This window comes from Parahoeflea halophila (assembly GCF_900220985.1).
GTDB lineage: Bacteria > Pseudomonadota > Alphaproteobacteria > Rhizobiales > Rhizobiaceae > Hoeflea > Hoeflea halophila.
In genome coordinates, this window is the sequence record NZ_OCPC01000002.1 from 572,010 (window position 1) to 597,752 (window position 25,743).

Annotated in this window: 25 protein-coding genes and 1 tRNA gene; 12 read left to right on the forward strand and 14 right to left on the reverse strand. The window is 59.4% G+C overall.

The features are described from left to right. The first annotated feature begins 103 nt into the window (after positions 1–103). From CRO46_RS10075 to CRO46_RS10110, 8 genes are read left to right on the forward strand one after another with little or no spacing between them, the layout of a single operon-like run. Positions 104–790, forward strand: coding sequence for a gluconate 2-dehydrogenase subunit 3 family protein (locus CRO46_RS10075; RefSeq protein WP_097107423.1), 687 nt, complete (start codon positions 104–106; stop codon positions 788–790). Continuing rightward, entirely contained in the window at positions 787–2,571 is a 1,785-nt protein-coding gene (locus CRO46_RS10080; protein ID WP_342170869.1) for a GMC family oxidoreductase, read from the forward strand. The genes CRO46_RS10075 and CRO46_RS10080 overlap by 4 nt, the downstream gene beginning before the upstream one ends. A gap of 33 nt (positions 2,572–2,604) precedes the next feature. Next, positions 2,605–3,423 (forward strand): c-type cytochrome, encoded by an 819-nt coding sequence (locus CRO46_RS10085; RefSeq protein WP_097107426.1) that lies wholly within the window; start codon positions 2,605–2,607, stop codon positions 3,421–3,423. Positions 3,424–3,437: 14 nt separating this feature from the next. Continuing rightward, positions 3,438–3,932, forward strand: coding sequence for a c-type cytochrome (locus tag CRO46_RS10090; protein ID WP_097107429.1), 495 nt, complete (start codon positions 3,438–3,440; stop codon positions 3,930–3,932). Further along, positions 3,929–4,870 carry a cytochrome c oxidase subunit II gene (gene coxB, locus CRO46_RS10095; protein WP_097107432.1) on the forward strand — a complete coding sequence of 314 codons (942 nt, stop codon included), beginning with the start codon at positions 3,929–3,931 and terminating at the stop codon, positions 4,868–4,870. The genes CRO46_RS10090 and coxB overlap by 4 nt, the downstream gene beginning before the upstream one ends. Then, positions 4,867–7,404, forward strand: coding sequence for a cytochrome c oxidase subunit I (gene ctaD, locus CRO46_RS10100; RefSeq protein WP_097107435.1), 2,538 nt, complete (start codon positions 4,867–4,869; stop codon positions 7,402–7,404). The genes coxB and ctaD overlap by 4 nt, the downstream gene beginning before the upstream one ends. Beyond that, positions 7,401–7,730: a hypothetical protein gene (locus CRO46_RS10105; protein WP_097107439.1), complete on the forward strand. Its 330-nt coding sequence runs from the start codon at positions 7,401–7,403 to the stop codon at positions 7,728–7,730. The genes ctaD and CRO46_RS10105 overlap by 4 nt, the downstream gene beginning before the upstream one ends. A 12-nt stretch (positions 7,731–7,742) precedes the next feature. Further along, positions 7,743–8,459: a cytochrome c oxidase assembly protein gene (locus tag CRO46_RS10110; RefSeq protein WP_097107442.1), complete on the forward strand. Its 717-nt coding sequence runs from the start codon at positions 7,743–7,745 to the stop codon at positions 8,457–8,459. 7 nt (positions 8,460–8,466) lie between these two features. On the opposite strand, the gene CRO46_RS10115 is transcribed toward CRO46_RS10110, so the two are convergent. From CRO46_RS10115 to CRO46_RS10150, 7 genes are all read right to left on the reverse strand, one after another. Next, positions 8,467–9,108 (reverse strand): potassium channel family protein, encoded by a 642-nt coding sequence (locus CRO46_RS10115; protein WP_097107445.1) that lies wholly within the window; start codon positions 9,106–9,108, stop codon positions 8,467–8,469. A 9-nt stretch (positions 9,109–9,117) separates the two neighbouring features. Further along, positions 9,118–10,539 carry a TrkH family potassium uptake protein gene (locus CRO46_RS10120; protein WP_210421514.1) on the reverse strand — a complete coding sequence of 474 codons (1,422 nt, stop codon included), beginning with the start codon at positions 10,537–10,539 and terminating at the stop codon, positions 9,118–9,120. Positions 10,540–10,623: 84 nt separating this feature from the next. Further along, positions 10,624–11,316 carry a c-type cytochrome gene (locus CRO46_RS10125; protein WP_097107451.1) on the reverse strand — a complete coding sequence of 231 codons (693 nt, stop codon included), beginning with the start codon at positions 11,314–11,316 and terminating at the stop codon, positions 10,624–10,626. A gap of 3 nt (positions 11,317–11,319) precedes the next feature. Then, the gene (locus CRO46_RS10130) at positions 11,320–11,757 is read right to left on the reverse strand and encodes a c-type cytochrome (protein ID WP_097107454.1); all 438 of its coding nucleotides are present in this window, start codon (positions 11,755–11,757) and stop codon (positions 11,320–11,322) included. After that, positions 11,758–13,362, reverse strand: a complete 1,605-nt coding sequence (locus CRO46_RS10135) for a flavin monoamine oxidase family protein (protein WP_179759009.1) — start codon at positions 13,360–13,362, stop codon at positions 11,758–11,760. It abuts the gene before it with no gap. 651 nt (positions 13,363–14,013) lie between these two features. Then, entirely contained in the window at positions 14,014–15,684 is a 1,671-nt protein-coding gene (locus CRO46_RS10145; protein WP_097107460.1) for a hypothetical protein, read from the reverse strand. Beyond that, positions 15,681–15,908: a helix-turn-helix domain-containing protein gene (locus tag CRO46_RS10150; protein ID WP_097107462.1), complete on the reverse strand. Its 228-nt coding sequence runs from the start codon at positions 15,906–15,908 to the stop codon at positions 15,681–15,683. Before CRO46_RS10150 ends, CRO46_RS10145 begins: the two co-directional genes overlap by 4 nt. Before the next feature lie 126 nt (positions 15,909–16,034). On the opposite strand from CRO46_RS10150, the gene CRO46_RS10155 reads away from it, so the two are divergent. Continuing rightward, positions 16,035–17,135, forward strand: a complete 1,101-nt coding sequence (locus tag CRO46_RS10155) for a DNA cytosine methyltransferase (RefSeq protein WP_097107466.1) — start codon at positions 16,035–16,037, stop codon at positions 17,133–17,135. Positions 17,136–17,359: 224 nt separating this feature from the next. On the opposite strand, the gene CRO46_RS10160 is transcribed toward CRO46_RS10155, so the two are convergent. From CRO46_RS10160 to CRO46_RS10190, 7 genes are all read right to left on the reverse strand, one after another. Continuing rightward, positions 17,360–18,310 carry a DUF1402 family protein gene (locus CRO46_RS10160; protein ID WP_244577857.1) on the reverse strand — a complete coding sequence of 317 codons (951 nt, stop codon included), beginning with the start codon at positions 18,308–18,310 and terminating at the stop codon, positions 17,360–17,362. A 299-nt stretch (positions 18,311–18,609) separates the two neighbouring features. Continuing rightward, positions 18,610–19,632, reverse strand: a complete 1,023-nt coding sequence (locus tag CRO46_RS10165; protein WP_097107472.1) for a site-specific integrase — start codon at positions 19,630–19,632, stop codon at positions 18,610–18,612. A gap of 108 nt (positions 19,633–19,740) precedes the next feature. Next, on the reverse strand, positions 19,741–20,166 hold the full coding sequence (locus CRO46_RS10170) for a helix-turn-helix domain-containing protein (RefSeq protein WP_097107475.1): 426 nt from the start codon (positions 20,164–20,166) through the stop codon (positions 19,741–19,743). After that, entirely contained in the window at positions 20,166–20,378 is a 213-nt protein-coding gene (locus tag CRO46_RS10175; protein WP_097107476.1) for a MerR family transcriptional regulator, read from the reverse strand. Before CRO46_RS10175 ends, CRO46_RS10170 begins: the two co-directional genes overlap by 1 nt. A 122-nt stretch (positions 20,379–20,500) precedes the next feature. Next, complete coding sequence (locus tag CRO46_RS10180) at positions 20,501–21,520, reverse strand: hypothetical protein (RefSeq protein WP_143438986.1); 1,020 nt, start codon at positions 21,518–21,520, stop codon at positions 20,501–20,503. Continuing rightward, complete coding sequence (locus CRO46_RS10185; RefSeq protein ID WP_097107481.1) at positions 21,513–22,706, reverse strand: tyrosine-type recombinase/integrase; 1,194 nt, start codon at positions 22,704–22,706, stop codon at positions 21,513–21,515. Before CRO46_RS10185 ends, CRO46_RS10180 begins: the two co-directional genes overlap by 8 nt. Positions 22,707–22,854: 148 nt before the next feature. Beyond that, a tRNA-Ser gene (locus CRO46_RS10190) sits at positions 22,855–22,944 on the reverse strand. A gap of 405 nt (positions 22,945–23,349) precedes the next feature. Between CRO46_RS10190 and CRO46_RS10195 the strand changes: the two genes are divergently transcribed. The 3 genes from CRO46_RS10195 (at position 23,350) to CRO46_RS10205 (ending at position 25,691) form a co-directional block, all read left to right on the forward strand. Then, positions 23,350–23,667, forward strand: a complete 318-nt coding sequence (locus CRO46_RS10195) for a hypothetical protein (RefSeq protein ID WP_097107484.1) — start codon at positions 23,350–23,352, stop codon at positions 23,665–23,667. Positions 23,668–23,835: 168 nt separating this feature from the next. Beyond that, the gene (msrA, locus tag CRO46_RS10200) at positions 23,836–24,489 is read left to right on the forward strand and encodes a peptide-methionine (S)-S-oxide reductase MsrA (protein WP_097107487.1); all 654 of its coding nucleotides are present in this window, start codon (positions 23,836–23,838) and stop codon (positions 24,487–24,489) included. A gap of 209 nt (positions 24,490–24,698) precedes the next feature. After that, positions 24,699–25,691, forward strand: coding sequence for a BMP family lipoprotein (locus tag CRO46_RS10205; protein ID WP_097107493.1), 993 nt, complete (start codon positions 24,699–24,701; stop codon positions 25,689–25,691). Positions 25,692–25,743 lie beyond the last annotated feature (52 nt).

The following is a 25,743-nucleotide window of genomic DNA, read 5'->3' on the forward strand; positions in this document are numbered from 1 at the left end:
TTGTTCGGAGGAAACTGAATTGTTTACGAAACTTGGGGAACCATACGGAAAGTTTTCCGTTGAGATCGCATCACGTGAAAGAACACAGCCGGAGCGGAAAGCTATGGCAAAACGCTTTTCTCGCCGGGCCGTTTTGGCCCAGATTGCCGTAGGCGCCGGCGTCGCCGGGTTTGGTTTTCCAATCCCGCACGCTTATTCCGCTAGCGACGATCGGCCGTGGGCTTTCTTCACCGACGACGAGGCCCGCTGGATCGCCGCGGTGGTCGACGTTTTCATCCCCCAGGACGAGTTCCCATCCGCCTCGCAGGCCGGGGTCGTGGATTTCATAGACAATCAGATGGCCACCCAATACGGTGAGGGTGACGGGCTCTACCTCGAGCCGCCCTTTCCCGCCGGAGTGCCGGAACAGGGCTACCAGCTGGAATTCACGCCTGCGCAACTCTTGCGCCAAGGCATCGAACAAGCGCGCCAACTGGGCGAGATCGCGACCATGGACGCCACTGCCCGCGCCGCGCATGTCGAGGAATTGCACCAGCGCGAAGGCATCACCAGCGTCTTGATAGCGGAGATCTGGAAACTGACCAGGCAGGGCTATTTCGCCGACCCGATCTACCTGGGCAACCACGATTACGCCGGCTGGCGTATGGTCGGTTTTCCCGGAGCGCATGCCTATTACACCGAACGGGTAGACGAGCATCGGCGCTCCGTCACGCCCCCGCCGCGTGGTATCGCGCATGACAGGGGCGGCTCGCCTTTCCCGCCGCGCGCAATCCGCGGAGGGGCTGAATGATGGTCAAAACTCTGCCCAGGACGGACGTGCTCATTATCGGCGCTGGTTGGACGGGCCTTACGGCAGCCTACGAACTGGCCCATGCCGGCCAGCGCTGTGTCGTGCTGGAACGTGGCAGGAAGCGCCACACCGCCACGTCCTTTTCAGCACCGGAGGAGCATGACGAACTGAAATACGCGCATCGCTACGCGCACATGATGGACGTCAAGAAAGAGACCCTGACCATCCGCAATAACCGCGACCAGCAGGCGCTGCCGATGCGCCGCCTTGGGTCTTTTCTGCCTGGATCCGGGCTCGGAGGCGCCGGCATCCACTGGAATGGCCAGTTATGGCGGCCCCTGCCGTCCGACCTGCAAATGCGCAGCCACTATGAAGAGCGTTACGGAAAGGACTTCATCGGCCCCGAGCTCAGCGTACAGGACTGGGGGGTGACCTATGAGGAGCTTGAGCCGCACCTCGATTTCTTCGAGCGGATTTGCGGAGCGGCCGGTCAGGCGGGTAACCTGGGTGGCGAGGCCCGACCCGGGGGCAATGTCTTTGAAGGACCGCGCAGTGCGGATTACCCCAATCCGCCGATGCGCCAGCCCGTATCCAACACGCTCTTCGGTGAGGCCGCCGCACGCATGGGTCTGAACCCTTTCCCGATGCCTTCAGCCAATGTCACCCGCGCCTATGAGAACCCCTACGGCGCACAGTTGCATCCCTGCACCTATTGCGGGTTCTGCGAGCGGTTCGGCTGCGGATATTACGCCAAGGCCGACCCGATCATTTGCGTCTACGACCGGATCAAGGATCACGAGAACTTCGAGATCCGCTTCGACGCGCAGGTGCTGCGCATCGAGAAAAGTGCTGATGGAAAGACCGCGACCGGGGCGATCTACCTTGATGAGAACGGCGAGGAAATGTTCCAGCCCGCCAACACCATCTGCATGTGCGCCTATGCGCTGTGGAACGTGCACTTGATGCTGGTCTCGGGCCTGGGAAAACCCTATGACCCCAAGACCCGCACCGGCGTAGTCGGGCGCAACTACAGCTACCAGACCGTGGCCGGGGTCGATGCCTTCTTCGACCGGACGGTGGAGACCGATCCCTATATGGGCGCCGGCGCGCTCGGGGTGGTAATCGACGACTTCAACGGCGACAATTTCGACCACAGCGAGCTGGGCTTCGTGGGCGGCGGCTATATCGCCTGCAAGCAATACCATGGCCGGCCGATCGGGTATCAGCCGGTGCCCGAGGGCACGCCAAAATGGGGGGCGGAGTGGAAACGCGCGGTGCGCGAGAATTACAACCACCACGCCGACCTGGTGGTGCATGGCTCGTCGGTGTCGACGCCAGAAAATTATCTCGACCTCGACCCCACCTGGACCGACGCCTATGGCCGGCCGCTGTTGCGTATGACCTTCGACTTCCCCGAGAACGACCGCAAGATGTCGGATTTCATGATGCAGCGCGCCATGGAGGTGGCCCGCGAGATGGACAACGTGACCTCTGTCAGCGGCACCAATCTCGCCGCGGTGGACAAGCACTATGACATCGTCCCCTACCAGACCACGCACAACGTCGGCGGTGCGGTGATCGGCACCAATCCGCAAACCAGCGTGGTCAACCGCTATGGCCAGATGTGGGATCATCACAACGTCTTTGTCTTCGGCGCATGCCTGTTCCCGCAGAACCTCGGATACAACCCCACGGGTCCGCTTATGGGGCTCGCGTACTGGACGCTGGATCACATGAAACGCGACTACCTGCCCAACCCTGCCCCTCTGATGGACGCCTGAGAAAGAGACAAGACCGATCGAAAGGACCGCCCCATGACATTCCGCACCGTTCTGATTTTCTTCACTGCCGTTGCGGTCCTGAGCATCTCGGCAAGCTTCATCCGGGCGCAGAATTACGAGGCAGCACCCGGAATCGCGGCGATGGAGGACCGGCTTAGGGACGATTTCCTGCGCTTCAATGCCACGGTGAACACCGAGGTCGACGACGATGTGCTGGAGCTGGGGCGCCTGGTGGCCATGGGCGGGTCCGAGGCAGGCGACAGCGGCATGGCCTGTATTACCTGCCACGGCGCCGATGGCACCGGCGACGGGTCTGGTGCCTTCCCCCGGCTGGCCGGTCAGGCAGGCTGGTACACCTACAAGCAGCTCAAGGATTATGCTTCTGGCGACAGGCAGAACCGCGTGATGTCGGGGATCGCCAAGAAACTCACCGACGAAGAGATGGAGGCGGTCGCGGCCTATTACGCAACGATTTCCGCGCCCTATACTCCGCCCTTGGGCGACGTCGATGGCATGACCCTGCAGTGGGGCGGGCAGTTGGGCGCGGTGGGCTCGGCCGAGCGCGGTGTGCCGGCCTGCGTGAACTGCCACGGGCCAAGCGGCCTCGGCAATCCGCCCTCGGTGCCTTATCTCGCCGGGCAGTATGCCAGCTACCTCGCGCACCAGCTGGAGATGTGGAAGCAAGGCAAACGCGACAATGACATCGACAACGTCATGTCTGCCATTGCCAGGAAGATGACCCAGAAGGACATCGACGCCGTCAGCGAATACTACAACCGCGTGCGCCCGCCCCTGCCGATACCGCCGGGTGCCGGGCCGCTGCCGGAGCCCGCAGCGGCGTCGACGCAGTGAGCCGGAGAATGCGGATGTTTGTCGCGATATCGCTGCTGTTGGTGATCGCTTTTGCGATGGCCTGGTCGGCCATGCCGCCCCAGCACAGCGTCGCCGGCGCAGCAGCCGAGCCGTTCCGGCAAGCCGGTCGTCAGCTGTCCGACTGGTACCGCATCCACATCCGGCAGGGGTTGGCAGAGAAGACGCCGGATTACGAGGCCGCCTCGCGTCGCTTTCTCGACGCCGATCCGCAGCGGGGCGCGGAGCTGATCGTGCAATATGGCTGCGGCGCCTGCCACGACATTCCGGGCATCCGTGCGGCGCAGGGCACCGTCGGGCCAGACCTGCACGATTTTGCGCAGCAGTCCTATGTCGCCGGGGTGCTGCCGAACCGGCCGGGCGATCTGACCCGCTGGCTGTTGAACCCGCCGGCCCACAGCCCCGCCACCGCCATGCCGGACCTCGGGCTGAAACAGGACGAGGCGCGTGACATCGCCGCCTACTTGCTGGGATCGGAGGTGCGCCGATGAGCGGCACCTCTCAGTCCGCCCTGGGCGAGTTCGGCGTGCAGTCGGCCCTTGCGCCTGAGGGTGCCGGGGCCACGGCGATCAATGGGCTGACCATCGGCATGACCATCGCCTTTGGCGTGATCTTCGTTCTCCTGGTGCTCTTTGCCTGGGCCGTGCTGGCGGGACGCCTGGCCCCGCGGCGCTGGTGGATCTGGGCCGGTGGCATCGCGCTGCCGCTGGTCTCGGTGCTGGCGCTGGTGGTGGTCTCGACCGGGATCCTGCAAAAGATCACCCGGGAGGAGCCTGATGCGCTGGTCATTGAGGTCACCGGTAAACAGTTCTGGTGGGACGTGCTTTATGACCCTGAGGGCTGGGCCCTGCGAGACGCCAACGAGATCGTCATCCCTAAGGGCCGCCCGGTGACCTTCCGGCTGAAATCCGACAACGTGATCCATTCCTTCTGGGTGCCCAAGCTTACTGGCAAGATGGACATGATCCCGGGCCGGGTGAATACCCTGCCGGTGCTGGCCACCGAGACCGGGCGCTTTCGCGGCCAATGCGCCGAGTTCTGCGGGCTGTCGCACCCAAAAATGGCCTTCGAGGTCGTGGTGCTGGAGCCCGCAGAGTTCGACGCCTGGATGCAGCGCAACAGCGGCGAGGCCCGCGATGCCGCCCGCAGCGAACTCCTGCGCGGGCGCGATGTCTTTGTCGAGGCGGGCTGCCCTGCCTGTCACACTATCCGCGGCGTGGCCGACGGCGGTACCCTGGGGCCGGACCTCACTCGGGTCGGCGGGCGCGGCAGTCTCGGCGCGGGCATGTGGCGGATGAACCAGGGCACGCTGGCGGGCTGGATCGCGGATCCGAGTGCGATGAAACCTGGCGCCGAGATGCCATCCTACAACCACTTGCCGGGGCCCGACCTGCGTGCGCTCTCGGCCTATCTGGCGAGCCTTAAATGACTGAACGCCAAGCATACGTCGTCGATCTCCCCGAGGATGAAAGCTATTCCGGCAGCGCCAAGGGTGAGCCCGGGAAAAGCTTCGAGCGCATCTGGGACGCCCCGCAGGGAGTCCGCCACCTGTCTTCGGTCAGCCACCGCGTGGTCGGTAAACGCTTTCTGGTCACCGGTTTCGTATTCTTCCTTATCGCCGGGTTCTTGGCCCTGCTGGTCCGCACCCAGCTGATCGTGCCGGACAATACCTTCCTGGATTCAGAGACCTACAACCAGGTCTTCACGATGCATGGCACGATCATGATGTTCCTCTTCGCGATCCCCATGCTGGAGGGGTTCGCGGTTCACTTGATCCCGCTGATGGTCGGCGCCCGCGACCTGGTGTTTCCCAGGCTCGGCGCCTTTGGTTACTACTGCTATCTGTTCGGCGGCATCATCGTGCTGTCCTCGTTCCTGTTCGACGCGGCGCCGGCAGGGGGCTGGTTCATGTATGTGCCGCTGTCGACAAGCACCTATACGCAGGACCTGTCGGCGGATTTCTGGCTTATCGGCATCACATTTGCCGAGATCGCCTCAGTCACTGCTGCCGTCGAGATCATCGCCGCCATCCTCTGCACGCGCGCGCCGGGAATGAGCCTGGCCAAGATGCCCATCCTGATGTGGTACCTTCTGGTCACCGCCTTCATGATCGCCGTGGGCTTTCCGCCGCTGATCATCGGCTCGATCCTGCTCGAGGCGGAGCGTTTGTTGGGTCTGCCGTTCTTTGAAGTTGCCCTGGGCGGCGACCCTCTGCTCTGGCAGCACCTGTTCTGGCTCTTCGGTCACCCGGAAGTCTACATCATCTTCCTCCCCGCCGCCGGGATGGTGGCGACGATGCTGCCGACCTTTGTGGGCAAGCCGCTCTTTGGATATGGTTTCGCCGTGGCGGCTGTGGTGTCCATGGGATTCCTCAGCTTCGGCCTCTGGGCACACCACATGTTTGCCACCGGCCTGCCGGTAATGTCGCTGACGCTGTTTTCGGCAGCCTCCACCATGGTGGCAATCCCGACAGGCGTGCAGATCTTCTGCTTTCTCGCCACGCTGGCGGAGGGGCGGCCGCGGATGAGCGTGCCGATGCTGTTTATCCTGGGCTTTCTCTTCATCTTCGTGCTGGGCGGCCTGACCGGTGTCATGGTCGCCGCCGTGCCGTTCAACCTGCAGGCTCACGATAGCTACTTCGTGGTGGCCCATCTGCATTACGTGCTGATCGGCGGTTTCGTCTTCCCGATGTTCGGCGCTCTCTATTATTGGATGCCGCAGTTCACCGGGCGCATGATGTCCGAGACCCTGGGCCGATGGGTCTTCTGGCTGATGTTCATCGGCTTCAACCTGGCCTTCTTCATGATGCATTTGACCGGGCTGCGGGGCATGCCGCGTCGCATCGCCAGCTATCCTGAGGGCCTTGGCTGGGATCGGCTGAACATGCTCTCGACGCTGGGCTCCTATATCCTGGCCGCCGGAGTTTTGCTGTTCGTCTTCGACTTCTTCCGGCATCGGCGCCACGGCACCCAGGCCCCGCGCAACCCCTGGGGGGCGGCCACGCTGGAGTGGCTCTATCCGCCGATCCCGCCCGGTTTCAATTTCCATGCCATTCCCGAAATCCGCTCCCGCGAGCCTTTGTGGGACCAGCCCGAGTTGATGGACCGCCCGGCTCCCGAGATAGATGGCGCGCTTCGACCCTGCACCGATCATCGGCGCGAGACAATGGGCAACGACCCGATCACCGGCGCGCCTCTGCAGATCGTCCGGCTGCCGCATCCCACCTGGGTACCGCTGATCACGGCCTTCGGGCTGGCGCTTGGGTTCGGGGCGACTCTGGCGTCGCTTTACTGGCTGGTGGCGGTCGGCTTCGCCATCGCGCTGGCCGGGTTCACGGCTTGGGTCTGGGAGCCGTCTGACAGTGGCGTTCTGCGGGACAGCGGTTTGGGTGACCTGCGCCTGCCGGTCAATGTCGTCGATCCGCGCAGCCATCTGCATTTCGCCGTGGTCGGCACCATGATGATCTCTGCCGCGCTCTTTGCCTCGCTGCTTTTTGCCGGGCTCTACCTTTGGAACACACAACCGCATTGGGCCGAGACCACGCCCCCTGCAGCACCGCTGGAGGCCGGCCTGGCGCTGGGCGTTTCGATCGTGGTTTTTCTGCTCGGTTTGGCCAGCCATCGTGCGGCGTTTACCGCGAAAGTCACGCCGGTGATCGTCATTGACCTGGGTTTGGCCCTGGGGTCCGCAGCGCTTGGCGCTTTGCTTTTCATGTCGATCCGCACGGTCGATCCCTACGGCTCTGCCTATGCGGCAGTCGGCTGGGCGCTCTTTGCCTTCGTCGCGGGCTATCTTGCCGTGGCGATATACTGGTCCCTCGTCAATGCGCTGCGCAAAGCCGTGGGAGCGGTGAAACCGGGACAGATGCTGCCAAACCTGTTGATAGCGACCTACGCGAAGGTCGTGGCGATCATGGGCGGAATGACTGCGGCGGCCTATCTGCTGGCGGGAGGTGCGGCATGACGCGGCTGACCTATGCCATCGCCAAGCCCGTCCTGCTCTGGGCCCTGCATTTTGCGTTGATCTACGCGCTGATCTCGGCGGCCTGCGCCCCCCGCGCGCTGCTGACGCAGGAAGTTCTGGTTGTCACCGCGGCCGTGCTGACCTTGACGGCGGCAACCCTGCAAATTTTCTGGTTGTGGCGGACGTCCAGCAACGGAGATTCGGAGCCGCAAAGCAGTGATGAGCTTCTGCTGCGGCGTGCAGCATGGTGGACGGCACTGATCTCACTCATCGCCACCCTCGCCAACCTCATGCCGGTGCTGATCCTGCCCGGCTGTCAGGGTTAGAAAGGACCGATCATGCAAGAAGACGCGTATATCCCTTTTTGCGGCACTCCGCCTCTCCCCGAGCAATTGCTCACAAGCTGGACTCTCGACCCCTTCCTGCTCTTCGGCCTCGCCATTTTTTCCGCCCTGCTCTGGTGGCAGGCAGAACGCCGCGGAACGGCGCTGGGCGGGGCCGTGCTGGTGACGTTGCTCTTCGTCTCACCGCTCTGCGCGGCCTCGATGGCGCTGTTCTCGGCGCGAGTTGGTCAGCACATCCTGCTGACGCTGGTCGCCGCGCCGCTCCTGGCCGCCGCCCTGCCACGGTTGAGGCTGCCGGTTTGGCCCGTGTCGCTGGCCTTTGCTTTGCTGTTCTGGGGCTGGCATATGCCGATACCTTACGCCGCGACACTTAAGGCGGACCTGACCTATTGGGTTATGCATCTGTCGTTGACCGGCACCGCCGTCGCGCTTTTCGTGGCGTTCCGCGCAGCCGGCGCGCTGGCGGCGGTGCCGGCGGTCTTTACTGCAGCACAGCTCACCGCCTTCGCCGTGGTGCTCACCCTCGCGCCCTCGGCATGGCATGACTGGCACGCCTTCACCGCTCCGCCTTACGGCCTTTCGGCCCTGGGTGACCAGCAACTGGCCGGTGCGCTCATGTGGGTCGCGGGTGGCGGACTCTTCATGGTTTTGGTGGCGCTGCAGGTTCGAAGACTGCTACGGTACGAGGCGATCGCCAACAATGCGAATTGAGCAGACCTCACTCCGGTGCGAACAGGTCCTCAAGATCGCCCAGCGCATCGCGTTTCAATAGCACCACCAGAATGTCTCCTTCCTGGAAGGAGGCGTTTTGCTCCGGCAGAAACTCCTCTCCGTCGCGGATCAGCGCGACAACGCGCCCCTCGCCCGGCAGATCCAGATCCTGCTGGGCCAGCTGTTCGGGGACGGTCACGCGGGTCAGCGCCAAACTATCCTGCAGCAAAGGCTGCTGAGACGGGTCACCGCCCTGGGTCAGCGCCTCGACGATGTCTTCTGCGACGCGGGCATGCGGGTTGATGACATCATCCAGTCCCAACTCATGGCATACCCGCAACAAATCATTGGACGTGATTTGTGGAATCACCCGGCAATAACCGATCGAACGGGCTATCAGCGCCGAGAGTATGTTGATCTCCGAGGCATCGGTCACCGCGATACAGACATCTTCTTCGCTGCGAAATGCCTCACGAAGCACGTCCGGGGACGTGCCGCCGCCTTCTATCATTCCGCAGTCGATCTGTTCTGCCGCCTGTTCCAGCAGATCGCGCGACTTGTCGATCAGAACCACCTCCTTGTCGATCCCGATTAACTGCTCCGCGATGGCGAGGCCGAAGCTCGACGCGCCGACGATGACGATACGCATGGTGGTCTCCTATGTTGCTCTGACCCAGCTGCGTGGCAGCAGCAGCGCAAGTACGGCTATGAACTCCAGTCGCCCTAACCACATCGCGAAGGCGACGGAGAGTTTCAAGTCGGTTGGCATGTCCGGTCCAACGGCCCCGGTGGATAGGCCAACGGTGGACAACGCGGAGATGGTGTCGAAAAGCGCAGACAGCGGGGTGTAGCCATGGGCCACGAAATGAAACCACAAGAGCCCGGCAAAGCCGAGGTAGATCAGCACCAGGGCCAACAGCTGTACCAGGGCCAAGGTCGACACCGGTTCTCCTTCATGGCGCAGTGGAGCCACGGCGTGTTCGGTCATTCGCACATGGCGCACGGCATGGACCACCGCTCCGATGCAGACGTGCAGACGACTGAGCTTCAGCCCTCCCGCCGTCGAACCCGCATCGCCGCCCCAGAGCATTGCCGCCAGCAGGATGATCAGTGCCGGCCCTGCATCATAGACCGGCCCGGTCGAAAAACCGGCGGTCGTCAGCCCCGAAATCAGGTTCAACGCATGTTCGTAGAGCGTGAGTTCCACGCTCTGGGAGGTGGCCACGACCGCCACCAGATAGACCACCAGCATGACGGCAACCGCCGCAAGGACCCGCTGCACCGAGCCAAGCCGCCATGCGTCGCGGTGCCGCCCCTGGCCAACGAAAACGAAGACCAGCAGCGAAATGGCCCCCAGCACGCAAGAGAGGATCACCATTCCCTGCCCGAGAGGCGAATAGCTGGCCAGACTGTCGGCCCGCGGGCTGAACCCGGCGGTGGAAATGGCAGACAGCGTCAACACCAGCGCCTCACGCCAGTCGGGGATCACCAGCATGGTCAATAGAGTCATCACCAGCGTCAGCGCGCCGTAGACCGAGAGCAGCTGCTGCGCCTGTTGGCGGGTCGAGGAGATGCGGTCACCCTGCTGGATATCGACATGCCCCAGCTGGCGCGCGGAGCGTCCGCGCGGCAGAAGCAGCGCCAGCACTGCGGTCGCGATCACCAAGCCGCCACACCATTGCATCCAGCCGCGCAGGACATGGCCCGCAAATGGCCAGCTTTCTGTATTCTGTGCGACCGTTAGTCCGGTCGTGGTGATGCCGCTGACCGCCTCGAAAAAGGCGTCAACGGGCGGCATTCCCAGCACGTAGAAAGCCGGGGTGGTCAGAACTGCAGCGGTCAGGAATACCAGCGCGACTGTCATCATCGCCTCTAACCCGCGCAGGTCGTCCGGAAGGGGGTGGCTGCGCAATGCCAGATACAGGCCTGCCGCAAAGAGTGTCGGGATCAACAGCGCTGCCGCGTAGTACCAGTCCCCCTCGACCAGTGCCCAGACGCCAGGCGGCAGACAGAGGATGGCGAAGATGGGGGCATGTTTTCCGATCGTGAGTGCAATCACGCTGGGCCGGGCCACGGTCATGACGGCAGTCGCCCCCGACCGAAAGAAAGACGCCGGGCGGATCGCCATCAGACCGCGGTCGCCGGGCCGCGATTGGTGCGCGGGTCACTGCACATCGGGCGGCGTTTGCTGGTAGTAGAGCGCGACGGCCTCTATCTCGTCGGGGCTCAGCGACTTGGCGATCTGTTCCATGACGTTGAGGGGCCCGTTCGCCCGCTCTCCCTCACGCCATGCGATCAGCTGATCTGCGATGTACTGTGCCGATTGCCCCGACAGCCGGGGAATGGCCGCACCGCTGGTCTCGTCGCCACCGTGGCATTGGCTGCAGGCCGTCACCGTGTCGCTGCCTGACGCAGCCAGGGCGCCGCCGAGTTGCACCTTTTCGGCAGGAGCGCCATGCTCGAACTTCGACATCTTGGGTGCAGCCGAGGCGTAGTAATCCGACACGGCCTCCCGCTCCGCGTCGCCCAATTGCATGGCGATCGGCACCATTATTGGCGAGATGCGGTCGCCCGACATGAAGGCCTTGAGCTGATCGACCAGGTATTTCGCGGGCTGGCCGGCGAGCCCGGGAATATCGCCCAGGCCGGCCCCGGCGTCATCGAGCCCGTGGCACGCCATGCATTTCATCCCGACGCCACCGCGCTGTGCGCCGCCAGAGGCGATGACGCGGCCCAGGGCTGTGGCAGGGGTACGTTCGGTGTTGGCCTCGTCGCCATCAAACAGTGCGGGCGGGGTCTCGGCCCCGGCCGCAAAGGCCATGAAGACCGTGACGAGGGGAAGTACGGAAACTCTCATGGCTCAGCCCTCCTTCAGGTCTGCAAACTTGGCGCGCATGCGTTTCACGTCTTCGGCCGAAACGTCAGCGTCGTAGTCATTGCCGAGGTTGGTTTGCAGGAAGGACACGATCGCCGCCACTTGGGCGTCGTCAAGCCAGTCGGCAAAGGACGGCATGGCCCCGTTGCCTTCGAGGATCAGATTGACCGGAAAGCGTGCGTGGCCAAGCCGGGGATTGTCTGCCAGAGCCGGGTACCTGCCCGCACCGTAAGCCCCTTTGCCCTCGGGGCCGTGGCAGCCTGAACAGGCGCGACGGTAGAGCTCTGCGCCGTCCTCGTCGGTGAACTTCTCGGTGGTGGACCCGAGGTCGCGCCGCCCGGCATCGACCTGCGAGTTGTCCTCCTGCGCAAGGCTGGGGAGCGCGAAAACCAGTAACAGGGGTGCGATCAGGAAACGCATCATTCAACCCTCCTTCACCGCGCGGTCATGGATTTGCCGTACCGCATCCAGAGCCGAGAGCAGCGAGCCTTCCTGCCAGCCGGGGAGATAGCTGATGTGTTCCCCTGCGCAGACCAGCCGGTTGTCCATCGTCGCCGCGATTTCGTAATCTCGTCCACGGTCATCCCAGTTGGAGTAACACCCGAGCATCCACGGCACCCGGTGCCAGCTCAGCACCACCCCGTTGCTGAACTCGTCCCGGTACTGGGGGTGGATGCGCGCGCCCTGCTCAAGCACGGTTTCCAGCCGTTCTTCGGGCGACATCGAATTGAAAGCATAGGCATGGGGGCCGTAGACATACGCGCCTAGCAGCACGCCCGGTCCGTCGGAGTGCATCTCTGCCGAAGGATAGCTGATCTCGGCAATCGGCAGGTCGGTGAGGGTAATCCCACCGTAGATCTGTTCGTCCCGCTCCCAGAAGCGGCGCTTCATCTCCAGCCCGGCCTTCACCGCCTCATGGTAATGCAACGACCGCATGACGCGGCGCATGTCGGCGGAAACATCGACGTCGAGCTGGCTGAGGATGGTAAAGGGAATGGTGCAGACGCAGTAATCGCCCGTCTCCACTCCGCCCTCGCCCTCGCCATCGGCGGCGGAGTATGCGACCTCGACACTACTCTCGGTCTGTCTGATACGGTCGACCTTGGCGTTATAGGTGATCAGATCCTCTACCTCGCGGGCGAAGGCATGGGCGATTTCCTCCATGCCGCCCACCGGCTGGAACATCGGGGCATGGTGGCGATAGGTCGTGTGGTTGCGCATCTTCTCCCAGAACCGGGATTTCAGCAGGTCCTCCAGCGCAATCGGCTGCGAGGGTTCGGGAGCCGCATCGTAAAGCCCGCCGCCCGGCGCCCCGGCGTCGGGATAGCCACGGTATTCGGCAGTGTCGAGGCTGGCTTCGTAGCTGTAGTCATTGTTCAGGATACCGAAGGATTTCAGCGATTCCAGCAGGATTTCGGTGTCTTCCCTGGTCAGCGCATTGTCGAGCTGCCCCTTGTTCACCGATTTGGCCAGCAGTTCGGTGATCTGGCCCACGTAATCGGCCCATGCGTGGCCGTACCGGATCGGCTTGCCGTCAAAGGCAGTCTGCGAATGCAGGTAGGCGTTTTGATTTTCCTGGACAAAAACTTCGAGCGGGACGTTCAGCCGGTGGCAATAGTCCAGCAGCGCCAGGTGGTGATGCGGAATGCGCCAGGGACCGATGTTGATATACTGACCCTTCGAGAATTCGACCTTTTGCCTGTAACCGCCGAGTTCCTCGATCACATCACCGCCCTTGAGCGTCCAGCAGCGGCCTCCGGCCCGTTTCTGATACTCGAGAATGCTTACCTCGTAACCTGCGTTGCGCAGCTCCAGCGCGGCGCACATTCCCGCGAGGCCCGCTCCCAGTACCACGACCTTGCGCCCCTGCGGGGCACCTTGGAGATCGATGGGCCCTTTGTAGGGGCTTTGCCTCGCGTGACCGAGTGACGACATCGCATGCAACATCGTGGTGGAACCAGCGGCGAGTCCGATCATCTTGAGAAGATCGCGCCTTGAAGGAGACCGGGCGTCGGAGGGCTGTGACATGAGGGAGCGCTCCTATGTAAAGTCAGGAATTCAATGAAAGTAACTTTTCAACGCATGATCCGCCGATTTAGTTCCGGGCGGAGTGATTTGCGTCCCCTAGAGCGGCAGCTGATGCTGCCCGCGAAGACAATCCGCCCCCGGCAAAATGAACCCCTCGATAACCGACGGACAATCCGGCAAGGATCGGGAAGGCCTCACTCTCCCGGCTGTCAAACAAGGCGAATCTCCCGACCTTCACGCTCGCGAACGCCGTGCGCTCCGCCGCAAGATATCCATCCGCCGGGGCCTTGTGGTCGCCACCAAAGGCGACCCACAGTTGCACCAGGCGCTCAAGGTCCTGCCCGCGGCGTCGTTCCGTTCCTGCGAGGTGGTGTTCCGCCTGAAGAATGGCCCTTCGTTTGAGGAGTTGGCCAAGCCATGAACACAGAACGGTTGCTGGAGGTCATAAAGAAACAAATGGCGGAGAGAGAGTCTTTAGAATTATCTAATTAATTATTTGATATATAACGAAAAAAATATCTGCAAACAAAATTGTACCACAAAAAATACCACACCAACCTTAAAGTTGACCCACCACCTAATTGTCGACAATTCTCTGTCGGCACTGGAACTCGCTCCGCATGCAATTCTGCCCGCTAGGGCAAATTCCAGCTAAATAAATCTATGCGCTTGACGACGGACGTTGGGGTGTACAAACCCACTGTTCAGCGGTGAGATCAAATATGAGTTGATTATGACAAGATCTTGGGCGTCGCTCAGCTGATTTGCAACGTCGGCAAACGTCTCGTACCGCAAATTTACGTTACATCCCTTGACGACTACCACCGCCGGCAGATTGCCTTCAAATGCATGCGCGACGAACACGACAGTAAAGGACCAGTCGGCCAGTGGCGCTATTGTTTGTAGTTCCTCTTCCCGTGCCGCCAGTACGTACGCAAATGAGTCAAGATGGTCCATAACGTATGGTCTGGATAAGCGTCCCCCATGAGATTCGTAAGCAATGATCTGAGGATGCGGACGTACCGGAAGCTCAAACTCGATGTCGCCAAGCTTCTTCCGAAACGTGTTTGCGGCGAAAACGGAGTCTCCTATCCCTTTCGCAGACCAGTGAGCAGCCGTAGGATGGAGTTTTAGGCCAAAACAGTCCACCAGCCTTTGCTCAAGTATGCCTGTAGTAGAGCTATTCCCTGCACCGATTGCCGTGAGGAGGCTGACGGCTTGGGCGTGGGAAAGTGCGGGTATGAGTAGAGGAAGTACACCGTCATTCCGCTCCGATTCCACTCGAATGTAACGATGCAGTAGGCCTCTGATCTGAGCGGCCAGTTCGTCCTTTACCAGAGATCCAAGGTTTTCAATCGTTTCGAGAATGTTAGCAAGGGCTGTTGCCGACCGGAGATGATCTGTCCTGCCTGTTACCCATACACTATCAAATCTAAGCGTAGCCTTTGCATTGTTCAAGAATGCATTTCGGGCCACAGGTATTCCCGCTGCAATATACTGCTCCGTAAGCCAGTCTGCTATTTGGCCACGCGGCTTAAATTCGTAAGCGTAGGTGACCGCGTGATCGAATTTGGCCTGTATAATAAGTTGGTAGTGAAGCAGAAGAAGGTAGGGAGCATGAATATCGTTGACGAAAAGGTCATTAAGCCAGACGGTGAATTCGCCTTTGCATCCAAGACTATCAGCAATTTCGGCTACACGGTCTATGCTTCCTACTATGCTCAGGTCACCAAGAAGCTCAGGCTCAGCCTCTGTATCTTCTGCATATATGCCGCTAGCCGTAGGCAGATCAAGGACAGGCGCAGTGCCTATCTTCGTCAGGATGGCATGCACAGCTCTCCAGTTGAGTGAGAAGCGATTGTCTCTAACTGTAATGAGACGACTTATCTCAGACGCGGTCATCTTCTCTTCCACCGCCAGGCGAGCAATCATACCAACGTGAGATAGAATCTGACGGGCCGCATCATGCGGTAGGAGGTGATTGTTGATCAAGGTGGATTGAAGGTCGAAGAAATTCACTGAGGCGAGCCTTGCGGCGTCGCTATAAGCTGAGCCGTTCGGGCCAACAACGCTGTCGAACATGTAGGTGACGGGGTCACGGGTCGGGTCAAAGAGCAAGTTGCGAACGAAGTTGTTGAACACGGGCGTTGGCGAACCAGATCTCTTCCATTGACGAAGTTGGAGGTTAATCCAATTTGCCTTACCATCCGCTACACCAATTGCGTCAAGACTGCGGCTCACTTCGGCTAGAAACTCTATCTCGCGAGCAGAGACAACCGGTAACAGCATACTTCGAATCGCTGCGCGTACTTCATAACTCATGAGGCACCTACGAACAGTTCTTCCACCCTGACACCCAGAGCAGAAGCAACTTTTTCAACGGATACTAGTGAAGGGTTTCTAACTCCGCGCTCGCACCCGCTTACGTACGTTCGGTCGAGGCCACTCTTAAGCGCAAGCTCCTCCTGCGACATGCCGGCCTTAGATCGCAGCCGTTTGAGGTTGCGGGCAAATGTCTGCACAAGAAATGAATCCAATGACTCCATGCGTCGATCGGTAGTGTCTTTGCAGACTATAAGTCTACGGACTATGAGTCACATGAGGCTAGATTTGTCTTGCTCATTGGGCTATCCGTGACATTCCGACTTTGCCGAACCACCGAGAGGATACATATGCAGGACCGTCGCAACGCATTTTCTGCTGTATCGCTGTTCTCTGGTGCCGGGGGCATGGATGTTGGATTTGCACGGGCGGGATTCAACATCCTCTTGGCAAACGACATCGATGCAGACGCCTGTGCTACATATAGACTCAATCATCCAGGAGAGATCGCAAGGGGCAACCTGCTTGACCTTGATACACGGAAGAGGACAGGCGAAACACCAATCGATCTTGTTTTTGGTGGTCCGCCCTGTCAAGGCTTCTCAGTGGCTGGGAAGATGGACCCCGATGACGTGCGTAGTCAACTCATCCACTCCTTCATGGACGTGGTTGACGTATTGAAGCCAAGGGCATTCGTTTGCGAAAATGTCAAAGCACTCGCGGTACTCACGAAGTGGGGTGGTGTGCGAGAAGCCCTTCTTGCACGCGCACGGGAATCTTACCGTGTTGCAATCGTCGTACTAAATGCAACGGAGTTTGGCGTTCCGCAAATCAGGGAAAGGATGTTTTTGGTTGGCCTGCGCAAGAATGAATTCTTGGGCAGTGATGATAACCTCCGGTCTTTCATTGAGGCTGAACTACTCGCGCAGAAATCGACCCCTAAGACAATTGCAGAGGTTGTGCGTTCTTTGGGACCTGCAGGGTCGAAATCAAACTCCCGTACGTGCGCAGCAAAGATTACGTTCGCCCGTAGCCCAATTATGCGGAAGTCGCCGTACGCAGGAATGCTGTTTAATGGTGCCGGTCGGCCGCTGCCATCTAACAAATGGGCAACGACACTCCCAGCCTCAATGGGGGGCAATAAAACCCCCATAGTCGATGAGGCGGAGATTTTTGATGGCCAACCGAGCTATGTTGAGGAGTACCACCGACACCTCATGGCAGGCGGAAAGCCGCGCACTGGCAATGCGCCTGCTCGTCTTAGACGCCTGACAGTTGATGAGTGTATAGCAATACAGACGTTCCCGGAGCAGTACAGCTTGGCAGGATCGCGTAGTGCTCAATACCGGCAACTTGGAAACGCTGTGCCGCCCAATTTAGCAGAGGCCGTTGCCCGTGTTGTGGCCCAAGGCCTGAGCGGTGGCTTCGCACTTCCCTTAGCAGCGGAGTAACCTCTCACTCGACAGCACGCTGCACCGCAATGGCCCTCGCTCCTCAAATAGATGGCGGTCTGGTCCAGCGATCAGCGATCCAAAGTTACTAATCTCCGTCGGACAAGCAGATCGATTGATACAGCCAGCTTCGGGATGGGGTCTAGCAATTTCCAAAAGGAACCTTGCGTAATCAAAAGCCGTCTTAGTAAGCTTGAAAGGCCAGCTGCTGCAGCGTGACCTGGTCAACGCTCTATGATCTCGCGCAGCTCGTCTTCATGCTGGTTGACCAGCCAGCCATAGTAATTTTCGGTCGGAGGCTTCGGTTTCAGGCCGCGCTTCTTCCGCTTTTCGTTCTCCGCGCCCAGTGCCTCGGCCCGGCGCAGGCTGTTGCCGACATTGTACAAGGTCGCTGTCAGCCCGGGATTTCCGGAAATGTCGAATCCGGCCAGGTCCCGGTAGTTCTCGATCGATTCGGCAATCGACGCCGCCATGTAGGCCAAGGTGGAATCCGGCTCCATGATCGCCTTGTAGACTTCGGCGGCATTGCCGGCATCGAGTTTTCTCAGCCTTGAAACCTTGTTGACGCGATCCGTGTGCATGAGGGCCGTCAGCGGGTTGAGCTGGCCCAGCCCGAAGGTCTGCCCGGCATAGAATGGCTGGAAGAACACCGCGCCGAACCGGTCGTCCGGGAAGGAGTCGCCGGATACCTTCTTGCCGCGAAAGGTCTTTTCCCAGACTTCCTCGCGGCAGGTCCACAGCTCGGCCGAGCCTAAATTTTCCTTGCAGTTCTCGAACTCGGGACGTTTGACGAAATCGAGAACGCTTTCGCCATCATACTCGAAGCGAAACCTCTCTCCGGCATAGGAGATGGCCTTGACGTAATAGGTTTGAAGCCGGTCATAGGCATCGACATTGTAGGTGTGCTCGCCGACCAGTGCCCCGACGATGTGAATCGGGTCGATCTTGTACGCCTTCGAAACCGACCGGATTTTCCGCCGGAGCTTGGCGTCGTCGGCGATCAGATCGCGGATCTTTTCGTATTTCGCATCGAACGTCGACTTGGTCGCCTCGGTGCGGCGCTTGGATGCACCCGGTATGTCGGGCTGGCGGGCGTTGCGGTTGCCCTTAGGAACCGGTTCGGCCGAGTAGGTCGGCGGCACGGCGGCAAAGCTCAAGGTGAATGCGATCGTCATCGCTATCACGGTATTGAGCTTTGAGCTGGGCATTATCATGGTCATTTTCAACGGTGCGTTACCTAGTCTGGGGAGCGGCCTGCGGCCAAATCTGTTCTTAACCGACATGTCCCAATTAGAGCGCCCATTGCGTGACCTTGGCAACCACAAGGGGTTCGATCAAGGCCTTGTGCGGCACGGCCTAACCGTCGCTGCGTCGCCAACTCGGGTCTGGCGGATTTTTGGCGTCAGTGGATTCGCTTGTTTTACCTTTAGTCCATTGGAGGTCCTCTTGCATAGACCTGTCGATCCGCTTTCCTCTAGCGCCTCATATTGCGGATCAATTCCATTTGCCGCTCGGTTGTGACAGGCAGGTATGAATTAATGGTGGTGGCGACTTTCTCATGCCCCAAATTCATTGACCAAGCCTTGAACGCTTCGGGGTTCGGACAAACGTCACTCCCATAATGCGTCAGGGTTTTGCGAAAGGCATGGGGGGTATATTGCGGCATCTGGACGGCGGCAAAAGCGGCGCGGATGATCGTGTTCAGCTTGGCAGCATTGGAATAGCCTTCTCGCGCCAACCCCAGATTGGCAAAGCCGTGCCCGTCAACCACACCCACCTTCGCCTTGGGGAACAAAGCATCCTCTGGACCAAACAGTTTGACCTCGCTTAAATAAGTCACCCAAGCCGCGAGACAGTTGCGATAGGCGGCATCGACCGGGAAGAACTGACAATGGATCGCTTTGGCCGCTTTCGTGTTCACCTCGCGGGCGTCTTGGAATACATGGCCAAGGTCAATATTCACATGCTTGAGCTTAAGTGATGCCACGGCACCATCCCTAGCGCCAGTCAACATAAAGAACGCAAACAGCGCCTTGTCGCGTTTCTGGAACTCAGTCTCGAATGGCATCGCCTGAAACGCATGGGCGGCTTGCTGCATTGAAGGGTAGGGGATTTGGCGCTGTGTATGCGCCACCCGCCCCGCCTTTAGGGTGTTGTTGAAATATTCCACATCGGCATAGGTCAGCACCCGTTTGAACCCAGGACGGCTGACTAGCCAGTGAAAAAAGCCTTTGACCAAGCGCAAAGTGGAATCCACGGTCGAAAACCCCAGGGGCTTACCCGTTTTGACGTTCTTCTGCTTGCCCAGAAAATCCTTGAAATCTGCCGCCTGTTGCCGATGGAACTTTTTGAAGGGCTTGAATTTGGTGCTTTCCTCAAATCGCCGGATTGCCGCCCGCGCTTTGTCAATCGACGCATCGTCCTGGCCTTTTGCATGACGCAAATAGGTGGCGTAGTCGTGCTTGATCCGCTCGTTCTCTTCAAGATATCGGGGCATTGTCATTCATCCTTGTATCGCTGCGTATAGGCCCGCTTTGACCATTAAATCCACCTGATTCAGAGGGTGGGTGGAAGTTATGCTTCACGCTAGGTTTGACAGGTTCCTTTAGGGTCTTTTCCTATCGCGTGTTTCGATGGTCAGGATTGGGGTCAATTCTGCGCAAAGGCTCGGGCTGGCGAACTTGCCACATGCCCCTTGGCAGACCTCACACAGCGCCTCCAATCTACCCCGCGTTGCGGTGTAGGGCAGATAGTCAGCCATGCCACCATAGGCCGACCGGGGGGCGTTACAGGCCATGCAAAGGAATTGATCCCGCGCCAAATGGCGTTTGGATTTTTTGGACCTGTTGTTGAGAAAATCTTTAAGTGCAAAACCCAAGATCAAATGCGGCTTTTGGCTGTCTAAAACGACAAGCCCAGATTGCCGCCACAACCGTATTGTCTGCACTGAAACGCCCAGCAGATGCGCCGCCTGCTCATAAGTGTACTGGCTATGGATTTTGACTTTGCGCGATGAAGCGCGCTTGACCATCAGGTGCGGCCATCTTTGCCGGGATCAACCCGGCTTGCCTCTGCCCAAGCGTTCAGGTCAGCGCCGCGATAGATGATCTTGCGACCAAGGCGGTAAAACGCTGGCCCCATGTTTTTATGCCGCCATTGGGCAAGTTTGTCGCGGTCACCGATGATTTCAAGCTCAGGGTCGCCAAGAACATAGTTCCGGCTTTGCTCGAATATGCTTTCCATACTTTCACCCTTGTACGATTGCGTAGGTGAGAAGTATGTGTCGTTCGCTTGGTTCGGATAAGGCTGAAATCAGCCCGAAAAGCCCGCCGCATATGTCGCCTATAATGCCCATTGAGGGCTATCTAATTTTGGGCATAAACCAAGTTCAGTTCTTTGTTCAAGTTCCGTTGGACAGAGCTGCGGCTTGGAGACTTTCCTAGTTCTTTTTCCGCGTATGCAATCAGTTCGTAGATGCAGCTTTCTTTGGTATTTGGAGCCAAGCCACCTTCAACCAAATTCGCCAAGTGCTCTCTTAGGTCACCCCAGTTAACCTCGTGAGGACGCCCACGCTTGCGTCTAGCGGCTGGTCTATCCGTGTTCGACGAAACAAAGAAAGAGCCGAACTGCCCCAAAGTCACAGGTTTCGGCTTTGGGAGCAGGAACTCCCTGTGCTTCAGAACATGATCCGTACGAACTCTGAGCGCGGCAAAATTTCTCGCTCCAATTTTGATCTTGTTCTGTTTCCAGTCAAAGTTAAGAGGGATGGACGATGCCATAATCAATTCAAATTGTGCAGCCTCTTCAAATTCTTCTCGCTCAACACAATTATCCCAGCGGTCGAAATCAATCGCGGTACATTCTATTTCACCGTTTGCCAGCAATTGAAAAAGCTTGGCCCAGGCTACTTCAAAGTGGATCCGGAACTGAGCCTCAGTGCTGTCGACAATCGCTTGAAGCGGCTCCAACTCCGCAAACAGTTTTCGACATCTTTCGGCTTCTTCTTCCCAGAGATTGAATGACGTGCCGTCATCTCTTTCCACCATGACGGATTCTTTTGCCTCATATTCTGAGATCTTGGCGGGAAGCTCGCGCACATCCTGCATGAAGCATTTTTCAGCGGCTCCAAAATATTCTTCGTCAACGGGAATACCCAGCGATTCAAATTCCGGCCTTTCAAACCATGGGATTACAAATGACGGTTCTAGGTCATCAGGCATTTCGCGCCAATAAAAACGGTAGTCTACTCGCTCATATGAATGGCGGTCTTCTGTCCATTCTGCCTGAGGTACGCGCCCCAATGCAGCCCACTCAACCGCCTCAGAAACAAAGCAATGTGTCGGCAACTCTACAGAGGTCAGAAAAGTAATGCTCTCCTCAACCAATTCTCACGACCTTTCCGCTATCGCCGCAGACAAACCCCGACCAGCGCGCCATCAACAATCGCCGCTTTTCCAACAAATCTGACCGCGCATAGGCTCGCTCCACATCGGAGCCAACTTTATGCGCCAAGCTCATTTCTGCAACCTCGCGCGGGGCGCTTGCTGCTTCTGAGGCCCAATCGCGGAATGTGGACCTGAACCCATGCACGGTGACTTCTTCAACCTGCATTCGGCGCAAAAGCATCAGCATGGCCATATTCGACAAAGGCTTGTGCCGTTTCTGTCCTTCAAACACATAATCAGATTGCATTGCGCGCAAGGGTTCGATGATTGCTAGCATTTCATCGGTTAAGGGAACTCGGTGTAAAACGCCGCCTTTCATACGCTCGGCAGGACAGAGCCAAAGCCGCGCCCCAAAATCTATTTCTTCCCAGCGCATACCCAAAACCTCGCCTGTGCGTGATCCGGTCAGGCAAGTGAACATCAGCGCCTTTGCCGCCATTGCTTCGCGAGTTTTCAAATCAGTATAGAAGGTGGGTACGTCCTGCCACTTCATCGCCTTATGGTGTTTTGGCTTGGGCTTCACCTTTGGCAAAACTTGCGCATCGTGAATGGCAGTTACCGGGTTTTCTCCCGACCGAAAGCCCTTGGACTTGGCTACGTCCAAAATGATTTTGACCCGTTGCGCTAAACGTCGCGCGGTTTCTTGCTTTTCCGTCCAGATTGGTGAGAGACACATCAGCACCTCTGGCTGGCCAATGCTATCCACGGGCATCCGCCCGATCTTGGGAAAGGCATAGTCGCGTAAGGTGTTAATCCATTGCGCCCCGTGCTTGGCATTCTTCCAAGTCGGCATTCTGTCAATATGAACTTGTTGAGCAACTTCCTGAAAAGTGGGTATCTCACGGCTGGCATTAAATCTTGGATTCAAGCCCTGCTTTGCCATCCGTCGATATTCCAGCGCCCGTTCGCGCGCTTGGTTAAGCGTCACAACATCCGAGCCGCCCAAGCCAAAGTCCGTTCTAAGTGGCGCACCCTTAGTATTCCTCTGGCCCTTGACCACCACCCGCACAATCCACCGGCGCGCGCCAGATGGATCAACAACCAAATACAGCCCGCCACCATCTCCGTGCCGCCCAGCGCCAAGATTCTCCACCAGCTTCTTAGTCAGCTTGCCCGTGAGTGCCATTGAATATACCACACTTCGTACCACACAAGGAAAGAGTACAAGCGCAATCGAAAGAAATCCAGCGTAATCACAATCTGCAAATAAACTCAATAAAACAAAGAAAAAGGGCCGCTAAGGCGACCCGTTCAAATCGTCAAAAATGGGGTGATGGCGGAGAGAGAGGGATTCGAACCCTCGAGACGGTTTCCCGCCTACACACTTTCCAGGCGTGCGCCTTCGACCACTCGGCCACCTCTCCGCATATCCGTGTTTCGGGCAAGTACCCGGCCATGCCGGCCGCCTTGAAGGCGGTCGCCCTGCCGCTGGAAGCTGATGACGACGCATCAGGTTTCACCGGTCCGGATCGGGCGGCACTATAGTCAAGACGCTTGCCTTGGCAACCGCTATTTCAGGCTTTGTGACGACTATTTTGCTGCCGGCCCGGGCTGTTGCCGCCAACAACATCGCCGCGCATCCAATCGGAGGCGCAAAGGTTGCTGCAACACCATGAAATGATGCATGTATGGTACCGTCCAAATTGTTCCGTTTGAACGCGACATGCATTGGCCATTGCATCAATGATTTTGCCTCTCTATGTCACGGGTCTGGGCAGGGCTTCCGGTCAACGGACCGCTCAGGCACACCTATCTGGCTGGAGGGCTGCATGCGACTGGTCGCGCGCGTTATAAGTTTGATTTTTCTGGTGTTTGCGGTGCTGGCAGGCCTGGTCGACGCGATCCAGACAGTGGCGGCGGGCGAAGTGGTGCTGACGCCGCTGATCGAAACCTGGAGCCTCAACAGTCCCGACACGCTGGATTTCGTCGAGGATCTTTTCACCCGCCATCTTGCGGCCTGGGTCTGGGATGACGGCGTGCTCTGGGTTCTCGCGCAGCCGGCAGCGGCCGTTTTTCTGGGCCTTTCGCTGCTGTTCTACCTTTCCGGCTACCGCCGGCGGAACCCGGCGGGCCGGTTCGCGGCCTGAAGACTGCGGCTTCAAAAAGCCGGGCAACCCGGTCTTCGGCCGGCAGGGCGAGAAAAGGGTCGGTTGCCCCGGACCCTTCCGGTGCCTAAGCTCGCAAGCTGCAGCGTAGCCGGTTCGTCTGTTTGCCGGCAAGTATAGCCTGCCTGATGCGGGTGAGGATAAAAGACCATGTTTCTTGTCGAGATGTTTGAGCGCAAGACCACCATGCCGACGGCTGCCGAAGCGCTCGCCGGCCGCGGCGAGCCGGTGGAGACCGCGGCCACGCATCTTGTCAGCAAGATTCCGCTCAAGCCGCCTTTCCCAGCTGGGTTCGAGACCGCCTATTTCGCCATGGGCCGGTTTACCGCAGCCGAAAAGCTGTTCTGGCCCTTGCCCGGTGTCCACGTCACCGCAGCGGGCTATGCCGGTGGCTTCACGCCCAACCCGACTCTCCAAGAAGTGCTCTCCAGCCTGACCGGGCATGCACAGACGGTGATGGTGGTCTTCGATCCTGAACGGATCAGCTATGGCGCCTTGCTGAAGCTGTTCTTCGAACGCCACGATCCGACCCAGTCGATGCGCCAGGGCAATGACATCGGCACTTTTTTCCGCTCGGCGCTGTTTACCAGCAATGAGCAGCAGCTGACCCGGGCGCACGCGGCGAAGCAGGCCTATCAGGCTGCGCTGAAGCAGGCCGGGCATACGGGCACCGTCGTCACCGAAATTGCTCCCATCGCGGCGTTTTACTATGCCGAAGCCAGCCACCAGCAGCACGCCGCCCGCAATCCCGGCGCCCCGGCGGCAACCAGGGGCACCGGTGTCCAATTCCCCGAGCCGGTGTGAACCGCGACCGGCCCCGGGCCCGGGAAGCTGACGCAAGGACAGTCAGGGTTATCTGCGAGGGGCGCAAATCGGCGTTGGATTTTTCGCAAAAGCCATGCAAGGATACGCCCTTCCGGTCTTCCAGGGACCGGCACATTCCGCAGGTCTGCCCAACCGGGCATGCGGGAGGACCAAACAAGATCAACAAGTAACCTACAGGGCTGCAAACAATGAAACGCACGCTTTTGAGCTTCCTCGCTATGGCCGCCATGTCGGCGACCGCCATGGCCGCCGACATCAAGCCGGCTATCATCTATGACCTCGGCGGCAAGTTCGACAAATCCTTCAACGAGGCCGCCTATAACGGCGCCGAGAAGTTCAAGGCCGAGACCGGCATCGACTACCGCGATTTCGAGATCGCCAATGACGCGCAGCGCGAGCAGGCGCTCCGCCGTTTCGCCAAGGACGGCAACAACCCGATCGTCATGGCCGGCTTCTCCTGGGGTGCTGCGCTTGAAAAGATCGCAGCGGACTATCCGGACACCGATTTCGCCATCATCGACATGGTGGTCGACGCGCCGAATGTCCGTTCGGTGGTCTACAAGGAGCAGGAAGGTTCCTACCTGGTCGGCGTGATGGCCGCCAAGGCGTCCGAGACCGGCACCGTCAGCTTCATCGGCGGCATGGACATTCCGCTGATCCGCAAGTTTTCCTGCGGCTACAAGGGCGGCGTCATGGCCACCAATCCCGACGCCAAGGTTCTCGAAGCCATGACCGGCACCACGCCTGACGCCTGGAACGACCCGGTCAAGGGTGGTGAAATCACCAAGTCGCAGATCGACCAGGGCTCCGACGTCGTCTATGCGGCCGCCGGCGGCACCGGCATCGGTGTGCTGCAGACAGCGGCTGACGCCGGCAAGCTCGGCATCGGTGTGGATTCGAACCAGAACGGGCTGCAGCCGGGCAAGGTTCTCACCTCGATGGTCAAGCGCGTCGACGTGGCCGTCTACAACGCTTTCATGGATGCCATGAACGACGAGTTCACCTATGGCTTCAGCTCGCTCGGTCTGGCCGAAGGCGGCGTCGACTACGCCATGGACGAAAACAACGCGCCCCTGGTCGATGACGACATGAAGGCTGCCGTCGAAGCCGCCAAGGCCGACATCATCGCCGGCAAGATCACGGTTCACGACTACATGTCCGACAACACCTGCCCCTACTGAGGCAGGGAACGCTTTCGGATAAAAGCGAAACTCTCAGCGGCCGGGCAGAAAA